Raw genomic sequence first — 24,353 nt, forward strand, 5'->3', positions numbered from 1 at the left:
TATATTTATGCTGTGTATATAGTTATGAATTATAAATGATAAATTATGAGTTCGAAAACTCTTCTTTTTTTTAATTAAATTATTGATAATCATTAAATTAATTTTTTTAAAAAACTCATAGTTTATAATTCATAAGTTATTATTCAGAAAATTACTTCTTAAAACGCTCCCATTTAATCAGCATGTATTTATCTGCAAACTGAGTAATAATTAAACCTGAATTTTTAATATTTTCTTCTTTACTCATGTATTCAATCAATTCATTTTGTTTTAAAATTTTATAAACGGGATGAAAATCTGAGTGAGGGGGTCGTGTAATATTATATTTCTTAATCCATGAACTTATCGTAACATGAGAAACCCCTATAATTCGTTCTATTTCACGGAAACTTAATCCTTCAAGATATAATTGCAAAGCTTTTGTTACGTAATAATCATCAATCTTTTTACCAAGTTTTTTTACCGTAAAGTAATAGTTGCAATCCTTACAATGAAACCTTTGTTTCTCATTGATAATTCCGCTTTTTACAATATTTGTACTCTTACATTTCGGACAGTTATTTTCCATAACTATATTTTTTTAGCAAATATATAACAAGTTAGCAAAATGTTAATTTATTGTAAAGATAAAATTACCTGTGTATTGATTTAATTCAATAAAATTATCTTTTTAATTTGGTTTTTAAAGTTATTATGTTTTAAATTTGCCAAAAAATTCAGATAAATAAATGGAAATAGAAGTTTCCTCGTCCATGCATCTAATGTATGTGAGTGAAATACAGCAGGAAATGTATGATTCTGCACAGCGAAGAGGAACGGGTATTGCAAAACGTTCCATAGAATATTTAAGTAAAAAGATTTCAGAGGGCAATGCTGTTGTAGCCACTGAAAACGGAGAGTGGATGGGGTTCTGTTATATAGAGACCTGGTCGCATGGTCAGTTTGTGGCTAACTCAGGGTTAATTGTTTCTCCGAAATTCAGGCATGGAGGGATTGCAACCTTAATCAAAGATAGAGTGTTTGCTTTGTCAAGAGAGAAATTTCCCAATGCGAAAATATTTGGATTAACAACGGGTCTTGCTGTGATGAAAATTAACAGTGATTTAGGTTACAAACCAGTAATTTATTCTGAATTGACACAAGATGAAGAATTTTGGAATGGTTGTAAGAATTGTGTGAATTATGAGATTTTAATGAAAAAGGAACGCAAAAACTGTCTTTGTACAGCGATGCTTTTCGTTCCCGATAATAATAAAGTAAATGAGGTTGTAAATAATCAACCCGAAAATCAATATCAAAATGAGCAAGAAAGTAATCTTAGCGTTTAGCGGAGGTTTAGATACCTCTTACTGTGCCAAATATTTGAGTGAAACACTGGGGTATGAAGTGTATGCAGTGACTGTAAATACCGGAGGTTTTTCTAAAGAAGAAGAAAAAGAACTGGAAAAAAAAGCCTTTAATCTTGGGGTGAAAGAATACAGGTGCGTAGATGCTCAGGAAGATTATTATAATTCTTGCGTAAAGTATTTGATTTTTGGGAATGTCTTGAAAAACAATACATATCCTTTGTCTGTAAGTGCTGAACGTACAATTCAGGCGCAGGAAATTGCAAAATTTGCGATTGAAGTTGGAGCCGATGCGATTGCTCACGGAAGTACAGGCGCGGGAAATGACCAAGTTCGTTTCGATTTGATTTTCCAAGTGATGTGTCCGAATGTAGAAATCATTACGCCGATTCGTGATATGGCTCTGTCCCGTGAAGAAGAAATTGATTTTTTGAAAAGTCACGGTTATGAAATGGAATTCCAAAAAGCGCAATATTCTGTGAATAAAGGACTTTGGGGAACGTCAGTTGGTGGAAAAGAAACTTTAACTTCAAGAAACTATTTGCCGGAAGAAGCTTTTCCTTCTCAAATTAAAGAAACTTTGCCTTCAGAATTGGAAATTGAATTTAAAAATGGTGAAGTTGTAACGGTAAACGGTAAAAATTTTGAACATTCGGTTTATGCGATTCAAAAGATTGAAGAATTAGCTTCTGCTTACGGAATCGGTCGTGATATTCACGTTGGAGATACGATTGTCGGAATCAAAGGAAGAGTAGGGTTTGAAGCGGCAGCGGCGTCTGTGATTATCAAAGCGCACCATTTATTGGAAAAACATACACTTTCAAAATATCAGCAGATGATGAAATCTCAATTGTCGGATTGGTACGGAAACTGGCTTCATGAAGCACTTTTCTTAGACCCTGTGATGAGAAATATCGAGTCTTTCTTAGATGATTCTCAAAAAACAGTTAGCGGAAAAGTATTTGTAACGCTCCATCCCTATAGATTTATCTTAAATGGAATTGAATCTAAACATGATTTAATGTCTGATAAATTCGGGAGCTATGGTGAAGCAAACAGAGCTTGGACAGGTGAAGATGTAAAAGGTTACACGAAAATTGTAAGCAATTCCTTAAATATATATCATCAGATAAATAAATAAAATTTGGGCAGCTTAATCCGCCTTCCGCTCCCAATCTTTTATTCGTCGTTCCTCCTCACAAAAGGATTTCCGCTCAAGTCGGGCTGCGCGCGATTCGCCGCAACAAAAGAGTCTCAAAGGGACGACTTAACAAAGGATAGGATGAAAATCCTATCAAAAATAATTATTGAAAAAAATGATTAATCAAAAAGAAATAAAAACAGCAGGAATCATCGGAGCCAACGGTTACACGGGAAGTGAACTGGTTCGTCTGCTGGCTTTTCATCCCAATGTGACTTTGAGTTTTTTATACAGTCGTTCAAATTCAGGGACAAAAATTTCAGATTTATACCCGGATTTAACGACGGTTTGTGAAATGGTTTTAATGAATCAGGCTGAAGAGGTAGATATTTTATTTTTATGTCTTCCTCATAAAGAAAGTCAGAATTGGCTGACTCAAAATGCTGTAAAAGATGAAACGTTGGTCATCGATTTAGGAAATGATTTTCGCTTAGACGGAAATTTCGCAAACAGAAATTTTATCTATGGCCTGCCTGAAATCAATAAAAACCAACTTTCAGGAGCAAAAAGTATTGCTAATCCGGGATGTTTTGCAACGGCAATTCAATTGGCTTTGCTTCCATTAGCGCAAAAAGGTTTGTTGAATGAAGTGTACACAACGGGAATTACAGGTTCGACAGGTGCTGGACAGTCTTTACAGGCGACAACACATTTTACCTGGAGGAATGATAATATTTCGGCTTATAAAACTCTGACACATCAACATGTGGATGAGATTTTACAGCAGTTAGTTTCTTTTAATACAAATGAAATCAGTCTGAATTTTGTTCCATGGAGAGGGGATTTTGCAAGAGGGATTTTTACAAGTTCCACGGTAAAAACAGATTTAGAACTTTCAGATATCTATCAATTATTTAGGGATTTTTATGCAGATGCGCCTTTTGTAAAGGTAAGTGAGAAAGCAATTGATTTAAAACAGGTTGTCAACACCAATCGCTGTGTGATTCATATAGAAAAGAATGGAAATGTTGCGGTCATTCACTCAGCGATTGACAATTTGTTAAAAGGAGCTTCAGGACAAGCAGTTCAAAACATGAATATCGCAATGGGTTGGCAAGAAAATTCAGGATTAAATTTAAAACCAATTGCGTTTTAAGGTAGATTTTTAAAGTCAATTGCTAATAAATCAATCGTGAATTTTTAAAACTCGAATCAAAACGACCTAGGAAAATGGAGCGTTAAGAAAATTGAAATTTAATCCGTTAAATAATTCCCACTGTTTGAGCACGAGACAAATTCTCAATCAAAGAAAAGATATTCAATCCGTGCGAGTTTTGGGAATTTTAGGATTCAATTTAAATTTTTAGCGAAAGTTTCCAGTCTTGAACTTTTGTTTCAAGACAAAAGAAAAATATAAGAAAGATGAAATCATTCATCAAATATCAATTATCATTTATAAATAGACATGAATTTATTCAACGTATATCCATTATTCAACATAAATCCAGTAAAAGCTCAGGGTTCATTCCTTTGGGACGATAAAGGAGAAAAATATCTTGATTTTTACGGAGGTCACGCGGTAATTTCTATCGGGCACAACCATCCTCATTATCAAACTCAATTAAAAAATCAATTAGATAAAATATCTTTCTATTCAAACTCGGTTCAGAATGAATTGCAGACTGAACTAGCTAATAAATTAGGAAAATTGTCAGGCTTAGAAGATTACAATTTATTCTTATGTAATTCAGGAGCTGAAGCGAACGAAAATGCTTTAAAACTAGCTTCTTTCCATAACGGAAAAAGTAAAGTGCTGTATTTTTCAGGTTCATTTCATGGAAGAACTTCAGCCGCGGTTTCTGTGACCGATAATCCAAAAATTGTAGCTCCGGTAAATTATGATGAAAGATTCATTAAATCTGAATGGAATAATATTGAACAGCTTGAAGTCGTTTTTGAAAAGCAAGGAAGTGAAATATCATCTGTAATCATTGAAGGAATTCAGGGCGTTGGCGGGATTATGATTCCTACAATTGAGTTTTTAACTAAAATCAAAGAACTGTGTGAAAAACATGATGCGGTTTTGATTTTAGATGAAGTTCAGTCAGGTTACGGAAGAAGCGGATATTTCTTCGCGCATCAGGAATTCGGTATTGACGCCGATATCATCACAACTGCAAAAGGAATGGGGAATGGTTTCCCAATTGGCGGCGTTTTAATTCATCCGAAATTTCAGGCAAGTAACGGCTTGCTGGGAACAACTTTTGGTGGAAATCATTTGGCTTGTGTGGCTGCGATTGCAGTTCTGGACGTAATGAAAGATGAAAATCTTATTGCGAATGCGCAAAAAATGGGTGAGTATATTGAGGATGAAATTAAAGATCTTCCACATATTAAAACAATCCGAAGGAAAGGCTTGATGATTGGAATCGAACTCGACAGAGATTGCTCAGAAGTGAGGAATAGCCTGTTGTACAATCATCATATTTTTACAGGAAATTCTAATGATAAGGCTGTGTTGAGGATTCTTCCGGCACTTAACATTAAAAAAGAAGAAACTGATTTATTCATCAGTGTCTTAAAAACTGTTTTAGAAAAACTTTAAATTTTAATTAACGACAAAAGTCACAAAAGCATTATGATTTTAAGAATCTATAAAACTTTTTAAAGAGCATTAAAATCTATGAAAATCTTTAATGTTCAACTTATGTGAACTTATATTTTCAAAGTATTAAACTTTAATATTCATAATAATCTTTTGTGACTTTTGTGGTAAAAAAAATTAATTCAAATGAAAAAATTCACCTCTGTAAGTGATGTAGAAAACTTACAAAATATTATAAAAAAAGCGTTACAAATTAAAGAAAATCCTCTTTCAGAAACCGAGAAAGGAAAAGGAAAAACAATCGGACTTGTATTTTTAAATTCAAGTTTGAGAACACGTTTAAGTAGTCAGATTGCTGCGCAAAATTTAGGTTTAAATGTATTAACGTTAAACGCGGCTCAGGAAGCTTGGAACTTAGAGTTTGCAGACGGAGCTGTCATGAATGGCGATACTGTAGAACACATCAAAGATGCGATTGAAGTATTAAATCAATATTGTGACATTATCGCAGTTCGTTGTTTCGCTGGAATGAAAAGCAAGGAAGATGATGTTAATGAAAGTATTTTAAGTCAGTTCGAGCAACATGCAAAAGTTCCGGTTATTTCTTTGGAATCGGCAACACGTCATCCTTTGCAAAGTTTGGCAGATTGTATTACGATTACCGAAAACTGGCCTTTCGACAAGCTCAAGACTGGCAAAAAACCGAAAGTAGTTTTAACTTGGGCACCTCACATCAAACCGATTGCTCATGCGGTTGGAAATTCTTTCGCAGAATGGATGCAGGAAATGGATGTTGAGTTGGTAATTGCGAATCCAGAAGGTTACGATTTAGATAAAAACTTTACAAAAGATGTAAAAGTGATTCATAATCAGGATGAAGCATTGAAAGATGCGAATTTTGTGTATGTAAAAAACTGGTCGTCTTTTGATGATTACGCAGCAATACCTGAAGTGAAAGAAAACTGGATGCTAACGAACGAAAAATTAGCCAATACGAATCATGGAAAAGTAATGCACTGTCTTCCAGTTCGTCGAAATGTAGAATTGAGCGATGAAGTGATGGATGGTGAAAATTCTATCATTTATCAACAGGCAAAAAATCGAATTTTTTCGGCGCAGGCTGTTTTTTCTGAAATTTTAGATGAATTGAATTCTAAATAATTGGAATCTATCCTTGTCAAGGTTTAACACTCAATCAATACAGTCTCACACGGACGATTCAAATCAGAATAGGATGTAATCTTATTAAATGGTTTAAAAATGAAAGAAAAATTATATATCATAAAAATCGGCGGTGCTTTAATTGATGATGAGGCATTACTGAACGAATTTTTGGAGCAGTTTTCTGGAATTCAGGAAAAGAAAATTTTGGTTCATGGAGGTGGAAAATTAGCGACAACTTTGGCGGATAAATTAGGCGTTGAACAAAAAATGATTAATGGGCGAAGAATCACGGATAAAGAAACATTGGATATTGTAGCGATGGTGTATGCGGGAGGAATCAATAAAAATATTGTGGCAAAACTTCAGCATAAAAAATGCAAAGCAATGGGGTTTTCGGGAGCTGATGCCAATTTAATTAAAGCTAAAAAAAGAGAACACGCCGAAATAGATTTTGGATTTGTAGGAGATATTACCGAAAAAAGCGTTAACAGAAAGTTGATTTCAAAGTTATTGAAGCTTGAACTAGTTCCTGTATTTTCCGCAATTACGCACGATAAAAAAGGGCATCTTTTCAATACCAATGCAGATACGATTGCTTCGGTCATTGCTCAGGCTTTATCAGTGAAATATGATGTTGAATTATTGTATTGTTTTGATAAAGAGGGGGTATTGGAAGATGTAAACAATCCTCAATCTGTTATAAAAAATATTTCTGAAGAAGAATTTTCAAACCTAAAAGAAGAAGGGAAATTGCACAAAGGGATTTTACCAAAGTTAGAAAATGCTCTTGGAGCAGTGAAAAATAAAGTTAATAAGGTATTCTTGATTAAGGAAACCGCATTAAAAAACCATATAGAAAATCATCATGCAGGAACTGAAATCTGTTTATAGTAAAGAAGAATTACTGAATAATGCAGTAGAATTGTTGAAAAAACTGATTGAAATTCCGTCATTCAGTAAAGATGAATTTAATACGTCTGTGGAGATTGAAAACTTTTTTAAAAAGAACAGTATTCCCACAAAACGTTTTAAAAATAACATTTGGGCGGTAAATAAAAATTTTGATGTTTTCAAGCCTTCTATTTTGCTAAATACGCATCATGACACGGTAAAGCCGAATAAGGCTTACACGCTGGATCCGTTTTTACCAATTGAAAAAGACGGGAAATTATTTGGATTAGGAAGTAATGATGCGGGAGCTTCTCTGGTTTCGATGGCTCTGGTTTTTTTACATTTTTTTGATAAAGAAGACTTAAAATATAATTTAGTTATTGCTTTGACGGCAGAGGAGGAGATTTCAGGTTTTGATGGGATTGAAGCCTTATATCCACAGCTTCCGAATATTGAGCTAGCAATTGTTGGCGAGCCTACACAAATGAATTTAGCAATTGCGGAAAAAGGACTTTTGGTGATTGATGGGGAAATTAAAGGAACTCCTTCTCACGCTGCTCATCCGAATGACAATAACTCGATTATAAAATGCATGGAAGATCTGCAGCAAATACTGAGCTTTAAATTTCCAAAAGTTTCGGATTATTTGGGTGAAGTTAAAGTTACGTTATCAGGAATTCATGCCGGAGTTCAACATAATGTTGTGCCGGAGTCGTGTGCTTTTACTTTGGATGTAAGGGTTACGGATGAATATTCTAACAAAGAAACGTTTGAAATTATTCAGTCGCAGATGAAATCAACTTTAAAGGCAAGGTCTTTCAGACTCAATTCTTCAAAAATTGAAATGGATCATCCTTTTGTACAGGCTGGTTTGGAGATTGGTAGGACAACTTACGGTTCGCCAACCTCATCCGATCAGGCAATCATTCCTTGTACATCGGTGAAAATCGGCCCGGGTGACAGTAGGCGCTCGCACACTGCGGATGAATTTATTTTCATCGAAGAAATTGCGGAAGGAATTGAGATTTACATCCAAATTTTAGAAAAAGTTTTATAGGCTGGAAGTGGGGAGATGGATGATGGAAGTTTATGAAGTCTGCAAACAGTGACTTAGGAAGCAGAGGCGTTAAGAAATTTTAAATTATTACCGTTAAAAAATTTCCACTGTTTGAGTGGCGGCAAAAAATAATCCTATTATTTCAAACCATTATTTCCGCCCGAGTTTTGGAAATTTTAGGAAATAATTTAAAATTTTAGCCGGAGTTTCCAGTCTTGAATTTTTGTTTCTTTTGTTTTAAGACAAAAGAAAAGTTTACAATAAAAATAGGTCGATGGATTTTTTACTATTTCTATCTTCCAACAAAAAAGAAATTTTATGAAAAAAATATGGCAAAAAGATGACAATGCCACCAATATATTAGTCAACAAATTTACAGTCGGGAAAGATCTTGACTTTGATGAGCGTCTAGCGAAATATGATGTCAAAGGTTCGATGGCGCACTGTACAATGTTGGCAGAAGTAGGAATTATTTCCAATGAAGAATCAAAGCAGATGTTATCTGTTTTGGAAGAAATTTTGAAAGATATCGAAAACGGAACTTTTGAAATTGATAAAACTGCGGAAGACATTCACTCTCAGGTAGAATCTATCTTAATTGAAAAATTAGGAGATACAGGAAAGAAAATTCATACCGCAAGATCTCGTAATGATCAGGTTTTATTAGATATTAAATTGTATTTGGTTGATGAAATTCGTGAAATTGCAGCATTGACAGATGAATTCTTTCAAATATTGATCAAACTGGCGAATCAGCATAAAAATGTTCTTCTTCCGGGCTATACGCATTTACAGATTGCGATGCCTTCATCGTTTGGATTATGGTTTGGAGCGTATGCAGAAGCGTTGTTAGATGATGTCGAAATGCTATTTTCGGTTAAAAATATCATTAATAAAAATCCACTGGGTTCGGCGGCAGGATATGGTTCGTCTTTCCCGATTGACCGGGAGAGTACGACCTATAATTTAGGTTTTCAGTCGATGAATTATAATTCAGTTTATGCTCAAATGACGCGTGGGAAATCAGAGAAAATGCTGGCGATGGCAATGGCAACTTTGGCAGGAACTTTAGGTAAATTTTCTTATGATGTTTGTCTGTATTTAAGTCAGAATTTTGATTTTATCAGTTTTCCTAAAGAATTTACAACGGGAAGCAGTATCATGCCTCACAAGAAAAATCCGGATATTTTTGAGCTTGTTCGTGCGCGTTGCAACAGAATTCAGTCTTTGCCGAATGAGTTTATTTTGTTAACGAATAATCTTCCTTCAGGTTATCACCGAGATATGCAGTTGACGAAAGAAATTCTTTTCCCGGCAATCGATTCTTTAAAAGAATGTTTGGAAATTTTAAGTTATACATTACCCAATATTCAGGTGAAGGATGGTATTCTGGAAGAAGAAAAATACAAATACCTTTTCAGCGTCGAGAAAATTAATGAAGAAGTAAAAAACGGAAGTTCATTCCGTGATGCTTATGTAAAAGTAGGGCAGGAGATTGAAAATAATGAGTTTGATTTTGAAATAGGAAAGCTAAACCATACCCATCAGGGAAGTATTGGAAATCTTTGTCTGGATAAAATAGAATATCAGTTTAATAAGCTGAAAAATAAATTATTGGGTTGAAAATTTTAAACTAAAAACTATTCTTGGAAGCTTCGACTCCGTTCAGTATGATATCTCTAATACTAGCTGTTTTATTAGCGATCTATCTCTAGCGGTGTCCTGCAGAGCGAAGTCGAAGTATTTTTATTTAATTTATGAGTTAAAATATTTGATTTAAATAAAAAATCAATCTAAATCAATCTTAAACTTAGTAGATTTTTTGACCTCATGAAGCACAATAGAACTGTGATATTGACCGATATTAGGAATGTTTGAAATAATGTTTACAGCAAATTCATTATAAGAATTAATGTCTTTTGCAATAATTTTCAGCATGTAATCATATTCGCCTGAAAGACTGATGATTTCCTGAACTTCGTCGTGTTGCATGATATTTTTTTCAAACGTTTCCAATACTTTTTTAGATTGCTCTTTAAGACGGACGTTACAATAGACGACAATATTTAAACCTAATTTTTCACGGTTCAAAAGGCCAACGTATTTTTCGATGATTCCTTGTTTTTCCAGTTGTTTGATACGTTCATACGTTGGCGTAAAGGTAAGCCCGATCTTTTCTGAAATTTCCTTTACAGAATGTGTAGAATCTTCCTGAATAATACTGAGAATCATTTTGTCTTTTAAATCCATAAAATAGGGTTGAGTTGGAAACAAAAATAGTATTTATAAATGAAAATAAGGAGAGAATAATATTTTTTAATCAAATCATAATTTAGTTTTGTCAGTTCGCTTAAATGTTATATCTTTGCACCTAATGAATAACACAGTATTTATATCATTAGAATTACCGGGCGTAGACGCCCTTTACGATATTTATTTATTTTAAGCGAAGATGTTTCTTCGCTTTTTTTTTGTAAAAAATTAAGATATTATGTTTACGATTACAGAACTAAGTACCGAGAGAATCAACAGTATAGTAACAGAAGCGCTGGCTTTTGCTAATGGAAAAACTGCTAAAATTGAAGGAGAAGTTTTTTGCTCAAATCTCTTCTTTGAAGACAGCACAAGAACGAAAACAAGCTTTGATATTGCCGAAAGAAAATTAGGTTTGCAGGTGGTTCCTTTTGATGCTTCAAACAGTTCTGTGAATAAAGGGGAAAGTCTTTATGATACGGTAAAAACTATTGAAAGTTTAGGTGTAAATCTGGTTGTAATCAGAGATAAGAAAGACAGATATTTTGACGAATTAAAAAATATTACAATTCCCGTTATCAACGGAGGAGACGGAACAGGAAACCATCCTTCTCAATGTATGTTAGATTTAATGACGATCTATCAGGAATTTGGAAAATTTGAAGGTTTAAAAATAGGAATTGTAGGAGATGTGAAGCACAGCCGAGTTGCCAACTCAAATGCAGAAGCATTAAGAAGATTAGGAGCGAAGGTTTATTTCTCAGGGCCAGAACAATGGTTTGACGAAGGAGCTCTAATTAACGGGACTTATCTTTCTGTTGATGAATTAATTAAAGAAGTTGATGTTTTGATGTTATTGAGGATTCAACACGAAAGACACGATGCGAAAATGAGTTTCTCAGCCTCAGATTACCACAGAAAATATGGTTTGACGAAAGAAAGAGAAAAAGCGATGAAAAAAGAAGCGATTATCATGCATCCTGCTCCAATCAACAGAGGTGTAGAAATTGATACAGACTTGGTAGAATGCGAACGCTCAAGAATTTTCAAACAAATGCAGAACGGCGTATTCGCAAGAATGGCAATTTTAAAAGAAGCTTTGGAAAAAGAAGGATATACTTTTAAATAATAGATTCGGGATACGATTTTCGAGACAAATAAACACTCACAAATTCTCCTCCCTTTGGAGGGAACGAAAATTCAAAGAATTTTTGACGGGGTGGTTTAAAAATTAAAATATAAAAAATAAATAACAGAATGCAGAAGTCTAACTTCTAATTTCTAAAATCTAATATCTAATTTAAAAAATGAAGAAAAAGTTAATACTGGAGTCCGGTGAAGTATTTCACGGAGAAGGTTTTGGAGCAGAATTGGAAACTGCGGGAGAGGTAGTTTTCAATACCGGAATGACGGGGTATCAGGAATTGATTTCCGACCCTTCATATTGCGGTCAGATTGTTTGTATGACTTATCCGCTTATCGGAAACTATGGGATTAATAGGGATGATTATGAGAGTATAGAGCCGGCTATCAAAGGTCTTATCGTAAAAGAACTTTGTGATTTGCCATCAAATTTCCGTACTCAGATTACTTTAGATGAATTATTTAAAAAGAAAAAACTTTCAGGAATTTCAGGAATCGACACCAGAAGACTGACAAGAATTCTTCGTAATTACGGAGTAGTGAAAGGAAAAATCGTAAACGTTGATGCTGACGAAAGTGCAGTAGTTGCAGAACTAAAAAGCACAACTTTCCCAACCAATCAGGTGGAGCAGGTTTCTACAAAGACGCCTTATGCAAATCCAGGAAGAGGACTTAAAGTAGTACTTGTAGATTTTGGCTCTAAATTAGGAATTATCAGAGAATTATCTCAAAGAAATTGCGATATCACAGTAGTTTCACATGATACAACAGCGGAAGAGATTTTATTGATGAATCCTGACGGAATTATGTTATCAAACGGTCCTGGAGACCCAGAAGATAATCAGGGAGCTTTAGAAATGATTCGCGGATTATTAGGAAAAGTTCCAATCTTCGGAATCTGTTTAGGGCACCAATTAATCGGTTTGGCTTGTGGAGCAAAAACTTTCAAATTAAAATTCGGTCACAGAGGAGGAAATCACCCGGTTTTGGATTTAGAGAAAAACAAAGTAGCAATTACTTCTCAAAATCATGGCTATGCAGTAGACCAGGAAAGTCTTAAAGAAACAGATTTAATTGAAACGCACATCGCATTGAACGACAGAACAAACGAAGGTCTGAAACACAAAATTCACCCTTGTTTCTCAGTTCAGTATCACCCGGAAGCTAGCCCAGGACCTGAAGATGCGAACTACTTGTTTGATGATTTCATTGAATTAATGGAAAACTTCAAAAACAAATAGATGTCAACCTTTCGCCAAATATATTATCAAATAGTATTCAGTACAAAAAATAGAAAACCTGTTTTGCTGGAGGAACATGAGGCGGAATTGTATAAATATATTTGGGGAATTGTTAAAAATAAAAACTGCAAGCTTTATAGAATTAATGGAATGCCAGACCATATTCATTTATTGATAGATTTGCATCCTACAGTTTCATTGAGTGATTTAGTAAAAGATATAAAGATTGCAAGTAATATTTGGATAAAACAAAGTAATTTGTTTCCAGATTTTGAAGAGTGGCAAAGTGGCTATGGTGCTTTTACCTATTCTAAAAAAGATTTAGAAACAGTTACAAATTATATTAAAAATCAAAAAGAGCATCATAAACATGAATCTTTTGAGGATGAATATAAGAATTTGCTAAAATTTCATGGGATTGAATTTGATGAAAAATATTTGTGGGCATAGTTCAACCCATTTCATGGGTAGTTTGAATACTATGTAATCATGCAATCCATAGGTTTCACCTATGGCTAGTAAAGTTAAGCCACTTCGTGGCAATTTTAAAAATGATTATTTAAAAACCCATAAAGTTTATCAGAAACAATATTTTATATATAATAATATAAAAAAGTTATTATAAAAACCACGAAGTGGTTCAACAGCAATAGCCATGGGCGAAACCCATGGAAAAAAGATGAAAAAAATATCATCGAAAAAACCCTGAAAGGGTTTAATATTAATAAAAGTAAAATGAAAAGAAACGACATAAAAACAATTTTAGTAATCGGTTCAGGACCTATCATTATTGGTCAGGCGGCGGAATTTGATTACGCAGGAACGCAGGCTTGTCTGTCTTTAAGAGAAGAAGGCTACAAGGTAATTTTGATTAACTCAAACCCTGCAACGATTATGACGGATGTTGAAATCGCAGATAAGGTATATATAGAGCCGATTTCACTTCAGTTTGTAAGTCACATTATCAGAAAAGAGCGTCCGGATGCACTTTTACCAACTCTTGGTGGACAAACAGGTTTGAACATGGCGGTAGAATTGGAAAAATCAGGAATTCTTGAAGAATGTAAAGTTGAAGTTCTGGGAACTACGCTTTCAGCTATCAACAGAGCGGAAGACAGAGATTTGTTCCGTGAATTGATGAGAGAATTGAACGAACCGGTTCCTGAATCTGATATCGTAAATACGGTGGAAGGAGCAATTAATTTTGCTAATGAAATTGGGTATCCGGTAATTGTTCGTCCTGCTTTCACAATGGGTGGAACAGGTGGTGGAATCGCTGCTACTGAAGCTGAATTGAAAGAAATTGCAGAATTAGGATTGAAATACAGTCCGGTTACACAGTGTCTTATCGAAAGGTCTATCGCAGGTTTCAAAGAAATTGAATACGAAGTAATGCGTGATGCAAACGACAATGCGATTGTGGTTTGTAACATGGAAAATATCGACCCGGTTGGAGTTCACACAGGTGACTCAATCGTTGTGGCGCCTTCTCAGACGCTTTCTGACAGGGAATATCAGTTGTTGAGAAATGCTTCATTAAAAATCATCAGAGCTTTAGGAATTGAAGGTGGATGTAACGTACAGTTGGCTTTAGACCCACATTCATTCGAATATTATATTATCGAAGTGAATCCGAGAGTTTCTCGTTCATCAGCTTTAGCATCAAAAGCAACAGGTTATCCGATTGCAAAAATCGCTGCAAAAATCGCTGTAGGATTAACTTTAGATGAAATCATGAATCCGGTTACAGGAACATCTTACGCTTGTTTTGAACCAGCTTTGGATTATGTGGTAACTAAATTCCCAAGATTCCCTTTTGATAAATTCGAAACTGCGGACAGAAGATTATCAACGCAGATGAAAGCAACGGGTGAAGTAATGGCAATCGGAAGAAATTTCGAAGAGTCTTTACAAAAAGCAATCCGTTCTTTGGAAACTGGAATTAAACATATCGGTTTAAAAACTAAGCAAGCTGAAGCTTTAACGGCAGAGGAAATCGAAAGAAGAATCAGAGTTTGTGATGACGAAAGATTGTTTATCATCGGTGATGCTTTAAGAAGAGGTTACGATTGGGAACAAATCGTAGAATGGAGTAAAATCGATAAATTCTTCATCTGGAAAATCAAGAAATTAATTGATTTTGAAAAAGTAATTGCTGATAATAAATTTGACTTAGAGACTTTAATTCAGGCTAAAAAATTAGGTTTCGCAGATGTAAATATCGCAGTTCTTTGGGATGTAAAAGAACGTGAAATTTTCAACTTCAGAAAAGAAAACGGAGTAATGCCGGTTTACAAAATGGTAGACACTTGTGCTGCTGAATTCGAATCTGAAACGCCTTATTTCTACGGAACTTACGAAGAGGAAAACGAAAGTGTTGCTTCAGACAAAGAAAAAATCATTGTTTTAGGTTCTGGACCAATCAGAATTGGACAAGGTGTTGAGTTTGATTACGCAACGGTTCACTCGGTTTGGGCAATCAAAGAGATGGGTTACGAAGCGATTATCATCAACAACAACCCAGAAACGGTTTCTACTGACTTCTCAATCTCAGATAAATTATACTTCGAACCTTTGACAGAAGAAGATGTAATGAATATCATCGAGCTTGAAAAACCAAAAGGTGTTGTCGTTCAGTTTGGTGGACAAACAGCAATCAACTTGGCTGACAAATTAGCTTCTCACGGAGTTCAAATTTTAGGAACTTCTTTGGAAGATTTAGATAGAGCTGAAAACAGAGATAAGTTTGAAAAAGCCCTTCAGGAAATGGGAATTCCTCAGCCTTTAGGAAAAACATCCACTTCAAAAGAAGAAGCAATAAAAATTGCCAACGAAATTGGTTATCCGGTTTTGGTTCGTCCAAGTTACGTTTTGGGGGGTAGAGCAATGGAAATCGTTTATACTGAATCAGAATTAGCTCATTATATGGAGTTTGCGGTAGACGCAAGTCCAGAGCACCCGGTTTTGGTCGACAGATATATGGTCGGAAAAGAAATTGAAGTTGATGCCATCTGCGACGGTGAAACGGTAATCATTCCTGGAATTATGGAACACATCGAAAGAGCGGGAGTTCACTCCGGAGACTCGATTGCAGTGTATCCTCCACAAAATATTTCACAAAGCGAGGTTGATACTTTGGTAGATTATACTCAAAGACTTGCTAAAGGACTGAAAGTGATTGGTTTAATGAATATTCAGTACGTTCTTTTCGAAGGAAATGTATATGTAATTGAAGTGAATCCACGTTCATCTAGAACGGTACCTTTCTTATCTAAAATTACGGAAGTTCCGATGGCAAATCTTGCTACAAAAGCAATTTTAGGTCAAAAACTGACAGATTTAGGCTACAAAAACGGATTAGTTCCAAATAAAGAAGGTGTTTTCGTAAAAGTTCCTGTATTCTCTTTCTCAAAATTAACGAAAGTTGACATCTCTTTAGGCCCAGAAATGAAGTCCACAGGAGAAGTGATGGGGAAAGACACGACTTTAGAAAAAGCGCTTTACAAAGGATTGGTTGCAGCGGGAAGAAAAGTTCCGATGCATGGTTCAATCTTATTCACGGTAGCTGATAAGCATAAGCAAGAAGCGGCAGATTTAGCAGCAAGATTCCATGAAGTTGGTTTCAGAATCTGGGCAACGGAAGGAACTGCAAAATTCTTCGGAGACCAAGGAATTCCTTGCAAAATTGGTTACAAAATAGGAGAGGAAAGCGTCAACTTGATCGATTTGATCCAAAAAGGGAAAGTACAATACGTTGTTAACACGATGACCAAAGGAAAACAGTCTGAAAGAGATGGTTTTCAGATCAGAAGAATGAGTGTAGAAAACGGTGTTCCTTGTTTAACATCGATGGATACAGTTGAAGCAATATTGAAAGTTATCGAAAGTATGAGTTTCAAAATGGAAACAATGTAATTTTTCGGATTTAAAATATAATCAAGCCTCGTAAGTCTTTTTGCGAGGCTTTTTTCATTATTATAATTTATATTTGCAAAAAACTACTGATTATGAAAAATTATTTATCTTTAATTCCATTTCTTCTTTTAATGTCTTGCACCAATGATGATATCATTGAGAATGTCGTTTCAAATACATCATCAACAAAAATTCAGACTTTGACAATTAAAGATGAAGAGATTTTAAATGGTGTAGCTACATTGTATGAAAAATTAGATTTTAAATTTGAATATTCTAATGATAAACTGATTAAGGTATATGATATTCATGGAAATTACACTGAAAATTTAACATATATAAATAATTCATTGACCTCAATCACAATATCTGGTTACGCTTATCCACAATTGGTAGATCATATTCCATTAGATATTAAAAGAAATACGACCTGTAATACAAATAACCAAATTATCCTCTCAGAAAATCCTATTCAAAACCAACTTGGCAATAGCTTTTATACAACTTTTGAATACCCTTCAGCTGATATTATCATTGCAAAAGATTATATTAAATCTTTTAATAATTCGGGTATGTTGAAAAAAACATCAAAAATATTTTTAAACAACGGAAATGTTACGAAAATTCAGAGTGCTTATGATGGTTCAGATATTTTCTTAAAAGAAACTAGGTATGAATATGATCAAAAAATTAATCCAAATTTTTTGATTGATAAAAATAGAATTTTGGCACTTCCAGAATATGCTTTTAATGTTTTTGCGCTTCAAGATTATTCGCAGATTTCAAGAAATAATGTTTTAAAAAGAACAGAATATGTATTGGCTACAAACGAACAATACAATAATGTTTTAAGTGTAAATTATAATTATCTAAACAATGATTTCCCTGAAATGATATATTTACAATACAATTATCCTGATAATAAGGGATTGAAGGTATCTGCAATATATGGATATTAAATTTTAAAATGAGATAATGTTGTGAAAATATTTCAAAATGAAATTGATGTAATTTTCGGATCCAAAATACTTTAAACCTCCTAAGTTTTCTTGCGAGGTTTTTTTGTTTTATAAAAATTTAATAGCTTGGTGATTGGTTAAAATTTGGTTATTTTCAAAAAAGTATTTATTTACTAATTGGAAATATTCTAAAATTTCTACACATTAAAAATGAAAAAATTGGCCATTGTATTTTCTATAGTAACCATAATGATCTGTGCATGGTTAATAATTGATAGATTAAATTCTCTTGATATTGCGAGTAATAAAAATGATACTTATGCAATGATACAGAAAATCGAAATAGATAAAAGATCCGATATCAATGAGTGTGAAAAAGAAATAAGAAAAAATAAAATTGATTTTGATCGTGAAAATTTTCGAAAATCGTCTGATATAGCTTATCAAACTCAAATAATTTCATTTAGTATAATCATTATTCAAATATTGATTGTATTCTGTTTAATATTTAAAAGAGAAAAGTAATATAAATTCAAGCCTAACAGTTTTTCACATTATAAAATTGAATAAATTATTAATCTCAAAAAAGTTAAAAGATAATTAAAGTTCTGAGAGTGCACCAACTATTATTGGGAACTAATTAAATCTTATAATAAGGTTCATTAAAATATTTACTTGGTTTTATGTAAACCATCTTTCTGTCTTTGTCAAAAATCCAGTTGAATCTGCGCATCACATCGGCTGCAAAATAATTGGCGTGTTGTGTTTTGAGGTCTCCTGTGAAAAATCCGGCTGTAATATTTTTTAAAACAATATTTCCAAGCTTTAAAAAAGGTAAAACTCCTTGTTTTGTTGTAATGATTTGTCCGGCAGAATTTTTCATTGATTTTTCGCCTGTAATTTTCAGCTTTTCATTCAGATTATTGGCTTCTGCAAACTCGTTGCTGTATAACAAACCTCCCGAATAACCAGACTGAAGAAGAAAATAAGCTTCCTGTTGCTTATCTTCAACCACGTTGTCTGCAACGATAAAAAATTGTCCATTTTTCACATATAGATTCATCGGTTGATAATCCTTTAAATCCGGTTCTTTATCATAAGAAACAAACTGACTGTTGTCGTAATCGATTTTAAAATATTGGTCTTTAAAAATCCCGGTTCCTATTTTTCCATCGGCTTCGTGACCGGTCAATTCATTATCAAAAAATCGGATGTTCCCGTATTTTTTATTGCCGATTTTTACCGTATTTCCGTCACTTATTTCATCTTTAAACACAATATGGTCTGCTTTTCTGATTCTATCTGGCGAAATTGAAGCATCTTCCATCGCAATCTGAAACATCAGATGAAGCGAATCTTTATCATTAACCAAAGTTTTTACAATGATATTATTGTGTTTCGTCAATCTGAATGGAATCTTTTCCTGAGCTTTAAAAAGATTTAAACTCAATAAAACGATGGCTAAACAGCTAAACTTCTTAAACATTTTTTAATTCTTAAAATATCCCCAAATATAGAATAATTTTTTCTCACCATTTAGATATAACTTATCTTGAAAATAATTATCTTCGATTAAATTAAATAAACCAAATGACGAAACATCAGCAAAGAGTCGCCGAAGTCTACCATTTTTTTGATAATAAAGACACCGTTTTAGGGTTCAGAAAACTGTTAGATTGCGCTATCGACACTCAGGATATGTCGATTTATAAAGAAGCGATTGATTTGACAGATTGGAAAGAAACTCACAATCACGCCATCGACGAATTAATCGAAAAGTCAAAAAAACTTCTCGCTAAAATTGAAAAAGTTCAGGTAAAAGAACATATTTCTGAACAGTCTGTTTTGAAAGCAAAAGATATTGTAAAATCTTACGGAAGCAACCGTTTTTCGCTCGGTCCGGTTTCTGTGGAAATCAATAAAGGACAGGTCTACGGTTTGGTAGGAGAGAACGGAAACGGGAAAACGACTTTATTGAGAATTTTGGCGAATGAAATTTCATTTAATGATGGAAGTTTAAACTATTCGTTCAACGTAAAATCGAAAAATGAATATGACCTTAGAACGAAGTTGGTTTACATTCCGCAACGTACCGAAAAATGGTATGGAAGCCTGAAAGATAATCTGAAATTTGTGCTTTCAAATCATGGTGTTTCGCCTGAAGAAAACGAAACCAGAACCTTGATGATGATTGCCCGTCTCGGATTGTGGAATTACAAACATCTGAAATGGAGCGAACTTTCATCCGGTTACAAAATGCGTTTTGAATTGGCGAGAATTCTTTTAAGAAAACCAGAAATTCTTTTATTGGATGAACCTTTGGCAAACCTTGATGTTTTAGCACAACAGGTCATTCTGGAAGATTTAAAATCAATTGCCAATTCGGTAAATCATCCGATTGCTTTGATTTTAAGTTCGCAGCAATTGTACGAAGTAGAAAAGATTTCAGACAAGGTAATCTTTCTGAAAAACGGAAAATATAAGGATAACTCTGAGGTAAATGGCGATGATGAAAGCCAATTGATTATAGAGATTGACACTAATGAAAGTCGTGATAAATTGCTTGAAGTTTTTAAAGATTTCAATCTGGAAAAACTGAATTTCAACGGAGGAGTTTATGTTGCTTATTTCTCATCAGAAACTCAGTTTTATGAGGTAATTTCAGTATTAGGAAATGCGAAAGCTGAAATTATTTATATCAGAAATATCTCATCTTCTACGAGAAGGTTTTTCGTTAATTAATCTTTTTTAATTCAAATTAAAATGCAAAAACTCAATAAATTTAACCAATATTTGCTCGAAAGATACCCTACAGTCTGGAACACTAAAATTGTATGGATGCTTTTGGCGGCTCTCGTTTTTCATATCGTCTTTTTTATCATCGGCTATGTTTCGCATATCGATCCTGTTTCGCTTCAGAAATATTCTGTAAAAGATGACTATTTCAAAAACGGTGTTATTTTCGTTCATCTTATTATTTCTATTTTACTAATCGTAGGATGGCTTCTGATGATGCTTAAAAACAATGCATTCAAGAATTTTTACCCTACTTCTAAAGGAAAACTGTTTGGTCAGTTTGTACAGTATTTTATCATTATCTTTTCGTGTACCACGTTTTATTTCTCGTACATGACAGGTTTTAGAATGTTTATTAATAATAAATATCCTGACCAGGAAATGGCAAAAAACATTGATATTATCAACCGAACTGCGCCTTTTCTTTCTCAAAATATAGAGTCATATACTTTAGAAAACAGATTGTTTCCAAAGCCTTTTTATGATCTGTATTGTGAAAATAATATTGAAAAAATAGACCGAAACAAAAAGTTTTTTGTCTATTACAATAGAGTGTATCAGTATTATACTCTTTATTCAAAGAAATCTTATCAAAAAGATAAGAAAGGAAATTTCATACCTCCAAATCCTGAATATTCGAACAAGATACAGCCCGCTTATTCAGACGAGGAAGAAAAATTTGAAACCTTTTATTACAAAAAAGATGTTGTAGATCTTTCATCACAGATTCAAACGACTCAACCAAGTTTCTACAATTTTTCGGAGATTTTCTATGATTATGATTTTAAAAGTTTTGATGACGGAGTGGGAGCTGTAGATGCTAATTACTATGATAAAAACTCTCCTGATTATATTCTTAAAAATAAAAAAGCGATTATTAATCAAAAAACGGCTGCACTTTTAAATTCAAAAAATTCTGCAGAATTAGAAAAACTTTTTGAAGATTTTCTTTCGATTTCTAAAACATATAGAGTTAGGAATAATTTGAATGCTAAAAAATGGGTTTCTATGATTTACTCAAAAGACAACCCAAATTTTGAAGTCCGTTATTTCATCAAAGATTATGGTGGAAAAACAAGAATAGATGAAGATGCGTATTATGAAGAAACAGTGGCAGTAGATTCTGTAGTTGTAGCAGCTGATTATCCTAATGAAAATGATATCAGAGACAGTATAAAGATCAGTGAGTTTAATCCTGAAATCAATCAACAGCTTGCTCCGGATAAATATGTGAAAAATAATACGACAGAGTATTATTATCTGTCTGAAAACATGAAAGATCTGCTTAAAAATGTAGATTCTGTGAAGAAAGATGATTTCTTTTCAGATAACGTACATATTTATATCTGGATTGCATTTTTCCTTTCTACTTTTATTTTCGGTTTCAGAATTACCGGACTACGTTCATTACTTTTCAGTGTGATTAGTGCAGGAGTTTTAACCTTATCTATTACGTTGATTACTGTGTTTTACGGACTCACTTTCAGAGGACAGGAAGAGTTTTTTGTTGCCTATTTTGTTTTGTTTATCGGTCTCATTATTCTATTGATTCCGTTACTGAAAATGAATATGACCAATAAAATGGTATCATCTGTTTTGATTAATATTTCTTTGAACGGTTTTGTGCTGTTGATGCTTTTAATTTTTGCAATTATCAGTCTTCATCAGAAAGCAGCATGTCAAATACCTGTTACTCATATAGACTACGATTATACCTACCAAAACTGTCCGAATATTTTTGAAGATTTGGGCTTTATATTAAGTTATATCATCCTGATACTAGGTTTTGTTTTCATGTATTTTTATACCGCTATTTTGCAGAAATGGAAAGCAATGCCGGAATAAATTTTTCTAATATATTTTAAAACCTCATATTTTTATGAGGTTTTTGTTTCATTAAAATTTATGAATGTGAATATTATTCAGACGTTACTCGATGCAGATTTGTTTCAAAAAAAGAAAATGATCGACAGACATTCTTTTCTGACTTTGGAAGGCGATATCGACAGCAATATTTATTATGTTGAAAAAGGAAGTTTGCGCATTTTCATTAGAGATGAAGATCAGGAAAGAACTATTCGTTTTGGATATAAAGAAAACATTATTGTCTGTCTCGATTCTTTTTTATCTGAAAAACCGACCGATTTTTATATTCAAGCGATTAAGAAAACCGAAATTAAAGTAGCTTCAAAAAAGTCTTTTTATGAATTTATAAAATCGTCAGATGACAACCTGAAATTATGGACTTTGATTTTAGAAGATTTAGTTTTACAACAAATTGAAAGAGAAAAAGATCTGTTAATCAATTCTCCGAAAGAACGTTATGACAGGGTTTTAAAAAGAAGCCCGAAACTTTTTCAGGAAGTTCCCAATAAACATATTGCCAATTATCTTCGGATGAGCCCGGAAACATTATCACGACTTAAAAAATCTTGACTGTAATCAAGGTTTATCATTTTTCAAAACAAGAAATTTGCAATAAAAATGGTTATGAAAATTCCTTCACAACAACTGCTTGATGATTTAAAAGTAATTACAGAACAAAATATACAGTTTGTTGAAAACATTCTTAACGAAACGGATAAAAAACTCAATTTCAGACTTTCAGAAAAAAGCTGGAGTATTTTAGAATGTCTCGAACATCTGAATCGTTACGGCAAATTTTACATTCCTGAAATCAGCAAAAGAATTAAAAATTCAGATACAAAATCAACAGAGATTTTCAATTCTGGGATTCTAGGAAATTATTTTGCGAAATCGATGCTTCCAAAAGAAAAACTGAATACAATGAAGACTTTTAAATCTATGAATCCAATTCACAGCACGCTTGATAAAAGTGTTTTGAATGAATTTATTACTCAGCAACAACAAATAATTCATCTTTTGAATGAAGCTGAAAATATAGATTTAAACAAAGTGAAAACCAGCATCAGTATTACAAATTTAATTAAATTAAAACTGGGTGATACTTTCTGCTTTGTAATCTATCATAATTTAAGACACATCGAACAAGCAAAAAGAAATCTATAACTAATCTGTGATCTTTGCTTAGTGGAACGCCTTTGCGAACTTAAAAACAGTTAGTAGTTAAAAAAAATCTTTGTGACCTTTGCGTTAAAATAAAAACAGAATCATTTTTCTTCATCAATTTAATTTAACAAAATTTAGTATCTCAAAAAGTGATTTATGAACTCGATTTTGTAATTTTAGACAAAATTTTAAAAGTGAAAAAATTATTATTTGCAGTTTGCATATCAGCTTCAGCTTTAAGCTTCGCACAAGATTATTCAGTACCTGCAGCAAGTCCGCGTCAGAAAGTAGAACAGCAGTTTTCAATGTCAAAAGTCTCTGTAGATTACGGTAGACCAGGGGTGAAAGGAAGAAAGATCTTCGGAGAATTGGTTCCTTACGGGCAAGTTTGGAGAGCGGGCGCAAACTCTTCTACAAAAATTACATTCGGACAGTCTGTTAATTTTGGTGGAAAAACTGTTCCAGCAGGAACTTACGGTTTGTTCATCGTGCCAACAGAAAAAGACTGGAAAGTTATTTTAAATAAAGATTTTCAGCAATGGGGAGCTTATACATACGATCCAAAACAGGATGTTGTAGACGTAACGGTTCCGGTTAATAAATTAGCTGATAAACAAGAGTGGTTTGAAATTACTTTAAACCCGACGGATGAAAATTCAGGAAATCTTGTAATCAAATGGGATATGGCTCAAGCTGAAGTAGTTTTAAAGCCTGCAAAACCTGAAGCAGTAACCAAAATTGCTGAGAAATTAAAAGAAATCAAAAAAATAGAATCTGACGCTGCAAAAGCAAAAGGCTAAGATTCAAGTTTA

At 33.4% G+C, this 24,353-nt stretch carries 22 protein-coding genes; 19 read left to right on the plus strand and 3 right to left on the minus strand.

Annotated elements, in window-relative coordinates; translation table 11 throughout:
- Positions 1-151: 151 nt before the first annotated feature.
- Positions 152-568 carry a terminase gpP N-terminus-related DNA-binding protein gene (locus AB671_RS09155; RefSeq protein WP_066682192.1) on the minus strand — a complete coding sequence of 139 codons (417 nt, stop codon included), beginning with the start codon at positions 566-568 and terminating at the stop codon, positions 152-154.
- A 160-nt stretch (positions 569-728) separates the two neighbouring features.
- Here AB671_RS09155 and AB671_RS09160 point away from each other — a divergent pair, with 160 nt between their 5' ends.
- The 8 genes from AB671_RS09160 to argH all read left to right on the plus strand — a co-directional run bounded on the left by AB671_RS09160 (position 729) and on the right by argH (position 9,827).
- Positions 729-1,328, plus strand: a complete 600-nt coding sequence (locus AB671_RS09160) for a GNAT family N-acetyltransferase (RefSeq protein ID WP_082987272.1) — start codon at positions 729-731, stop codon at positions 1,326-1,328.
- Complete coding sequence (argG, locus tag AB671_RS09165; protein WP_066682190.1) at positions 1,300-2,487, plus strand: argininosuccinate synthase; 1,188 nt, start codon at positions 1,300-1,302, stop codon at positions 2,485-2,487. The genes AB671_RS09160 and argG overlap by 29 nt, the downstream gene beginning before the upstream one ends.
- Before the next feature lie 175 nt (positions 2,488-2,662).
- Positions 2,663-3,643, plus strand: a complete 981-nt coding sequence (gene argC, locus AB671_RS09170; protein ID WP_066682188.1) for an N-acetyl-gamma-glutamyl-phosphate reductase — start codon at positions 2,663-2,665, stop codon at positions 3,641-3,643.
- Positions 3,644-3,952: 309 nt separating this feature from the next.
- On the plus strand, positions 3,953-5,092 hold the full coding sequence (locus AB671_RS09175; RefSeq protein WP_066682185.1) for an aspartate aminotransferase family protein: 1,140 nt from the start codon (positions 3,953-3,955) through the stop codon (positions 5,090-5,092).
- Between the two features lie 186 nt (positions 5,093-5,278).
- Positions 5,279-6,253, plus strand: a complete 975-nt coding sequence (locus AB671_RS09180; RefSeq protein ID WP_066682182.1) for an N-acetylornithine carbamoyltransferase — start codon at positions 5,279-5,281, stop codon at positions 6,251-6,253.
- Positions 6,254-6,352: 99 nt separating this feature from the next.
- Positions 6,353-7,147, plus strand: coding sequence for an acetylglutamate kinase (gene argB, locus AB671_RS09185; RefSeq protein WP_066682179.1), 795 nt, complete (start codon positions 6,353-6,355; stop codon positions 7,145-7,147).
- Positions 7,122-8,204, plus strand: a complete 1,083-nt coding sequence (locus tag AB671_RS09190; protein ID WP_066682176.1) for a M20 family metallo-hydrolase — start codon at positions 7,122-7,124, stop codon at positions 8,202-8,204. The genes argB and AB671_RS09190 overlap by 26 nt, the downstream gene beginning before the upstream one ends.
- A gap of 318 nt (positions 8,205-8,522) precedes the next feature.
- Entirely contained in the window at positions 8,523-9,827 is a 1,305-nt protein-coding gene (gene argH / locus AB671_RS09195) for an argininosuccinate lyase (protein ID WP_066682171.1), read from the plus strand.
- Positions 9,828-9,992: 165 nt separating this feature from the next.
- Here argH and AB671_RS09200 read toward each other — a convergent pair whose 3' ends face one another.
- A complete protein-coding gene (locus AB671_RS09200) occupies positions 9,993-10,454 on the minus strand; it encodes an Lrp/AsnC family transcriptional regulator (RefSeq protein ID WP_066682170.1) in 462 nt (153 codons plus the stop codon).
- Positions 10,455-10,695: 241 nt separating this feature from the next.
- Between AB671_RS09200 and AB671_RS09205 the strand changes: the two genes are divergently transcribed.
- From AB671_RS09205 to AB671_RS09230, 6 genes are all read left to right on the plus strand, one after another.
- Positions 10,696-11,586, plus strand: a complete 891-nt coding sequence (locus AB671_RS09205; protein ID WP_066682168.1) for an aspartate carbamoyltransferase catalytic subunit — start codon at positions 10,696-10,698, stop codon at positions 11,584-11,586.
- A 178-nt stretch (positions 11,587-11,764) separates the two neighbouring features.
- Positions 11,765-12,841 carry a carbamoyl phosphate synthase small subunit gene (locus AB671_RS09210; protein WP_066682162.1) on the plus strand — a complete coding sequence of 359 codons (1,077 nt, stop codon included), beginning with the start codon at positions 11,765-11,767 and terminating at the stop codon, positions 12,839-12,841.
- Positions 12,842-13,291: an IS200/IS605 family transposase gene (gene tnpA, locus AB671_RS09215; protein WP_066682160.1), complete on the plus strand. Its 450-nt coding sequence runs from the start codon at positions 12,842-12,844 to the stop codon at positions 13,289-13,291.
- A gap of 285 nt (positions 13,292-13,576) precedes the next feature.
- Positions 13,577-16,756: a carbamoyl-phosphate synthase large subunit gene (gene carB / locus AB671_RS09220; protein ID WP_066682158.1), complete on the plus strand. Its 3,180-nt coding sequence runs from the start codon at positions 13,577-13,579 to the stop codon at positions 16,754-16,756.
- 92 nt (positions 16,757-16,848) lie between these two features.
- Positions 16,849-17,715, plus strand: a complete 867-nt coding sequence (locus AB671_RS09225) for a hypothetical protein (RefSeq protein ID WP_066682155.1) — start codon at positions 16,849-16,851, stop codon at positions 17,713-17,715.
- A gap of 210 nt (positions 17,716-17,925) precedes the next feature.
- Positions 17,926-18,240, plus strand: a complete 315-nt coding sequence (locus AB671_RS09230; RefSeq protein ID WP_066682154.1) for a hypothetical protein — start codon at positions 17,926-17,928, stop codon at positions 18,238-18,240.
- A 115-nt stretch (positions 18,241-18,355) separates the two neighbouring features.
- On the opposite strand, the gene AB671_RS09235 is transcribed toward AB671_RS09230, so the two are convergent.
- The gene (locus AB671_RS09235) at positions 18,356-19,201 is read right to left on the minus strand and encodes a hypothetical protein (RefSeq protein WP_066682151.1); all 846 of its coding nucleotides are present in this window, start codon (positions 19,199-19,201) and stop codon (positions 18,356-18,358) included.
- Between the two features lie 104 nt (positions 19,202-19,305).
- Between AB671_RS09235 and AB671_RS09240 the strand changes: the two genes are divergently transcribed.
- The 5 genes from AB671_RS09240 (at position 19,306) to AB671_RS09260 (ending at position 24,341) form a co-directional block, all read left to right on the plus strand.
- The gene (locus tag AB671_RS09240) at positions 19,306-20,457 is read left to right on the plus strand and encodes an ATP-binding cassette domain-containing protein (RefSeq protein WP_066682148.1); all 1,152 of its coding nucleotides are present in this window, start codon (positions 19,306-19,308) and stop codon (positions 20,455-20,457) included.
- 21 nt (positions 20,458-20,478) lie between these two features.
- A complete protein-coding gene (locus AB671_RS09245) occupies positions 20,479-22,356 on the plus strand; it encodes a hypothetical protein (protein WP_066682146.1) in 1,878 nt (625 codons plus the stop codon).
- A 60-nt stretch (positions 22,357-22,416) separates the two neighbouring features.
- Positions 22,417-22,947 (plus strand): Crp/Fnr family transcriptional regulator, encoded by a 531-nt coding sequence (locus AB671_RS09250; RefSeq protein ID WP_066682143.1) that lies wholly within the window; start codon positions 22,417-22,419, stop codon positions 22,945-22,947.
- A 54-nt stretch (positions 22,948-23,001) separates the two neighbouring features.
- Entirely contained in the window at positions 23,002-23,541 is a 540-nt protein-coding gene (locus AB671_RS09255; RefSeq protein ID WP_066682140.1) for a DinB family protein, read from the plus strand.
- A 194-nt stretch (positions 23,542-23,735) separates the two neighbouring features.
- Positions 23,736-24,341 carry a DUF2911 domain-containing protein gene (locus tag AB671_RS09260; protein WP_066682201.1) on the plus strand — a complete coding sequence of 202 codons (606 nt, stop codon included), beginning with the start codon at positions 23,736-23,738 and terminating at the stop codon, positions 24,339-24,341.
- The last annotated feature ends 12 nt before the right edge of the window (positions 24,342-24,353 follow it).

The sequence above is a fragment of the Chryseobacterium sp. BGARF1 genome (assembly GCF_001677955.1).
Classification (GTDB): Bacteria; Bacteroidota; Bacteroidia; order Flavobacteriales; family Weeksellaceae; genus Chryseobacterium.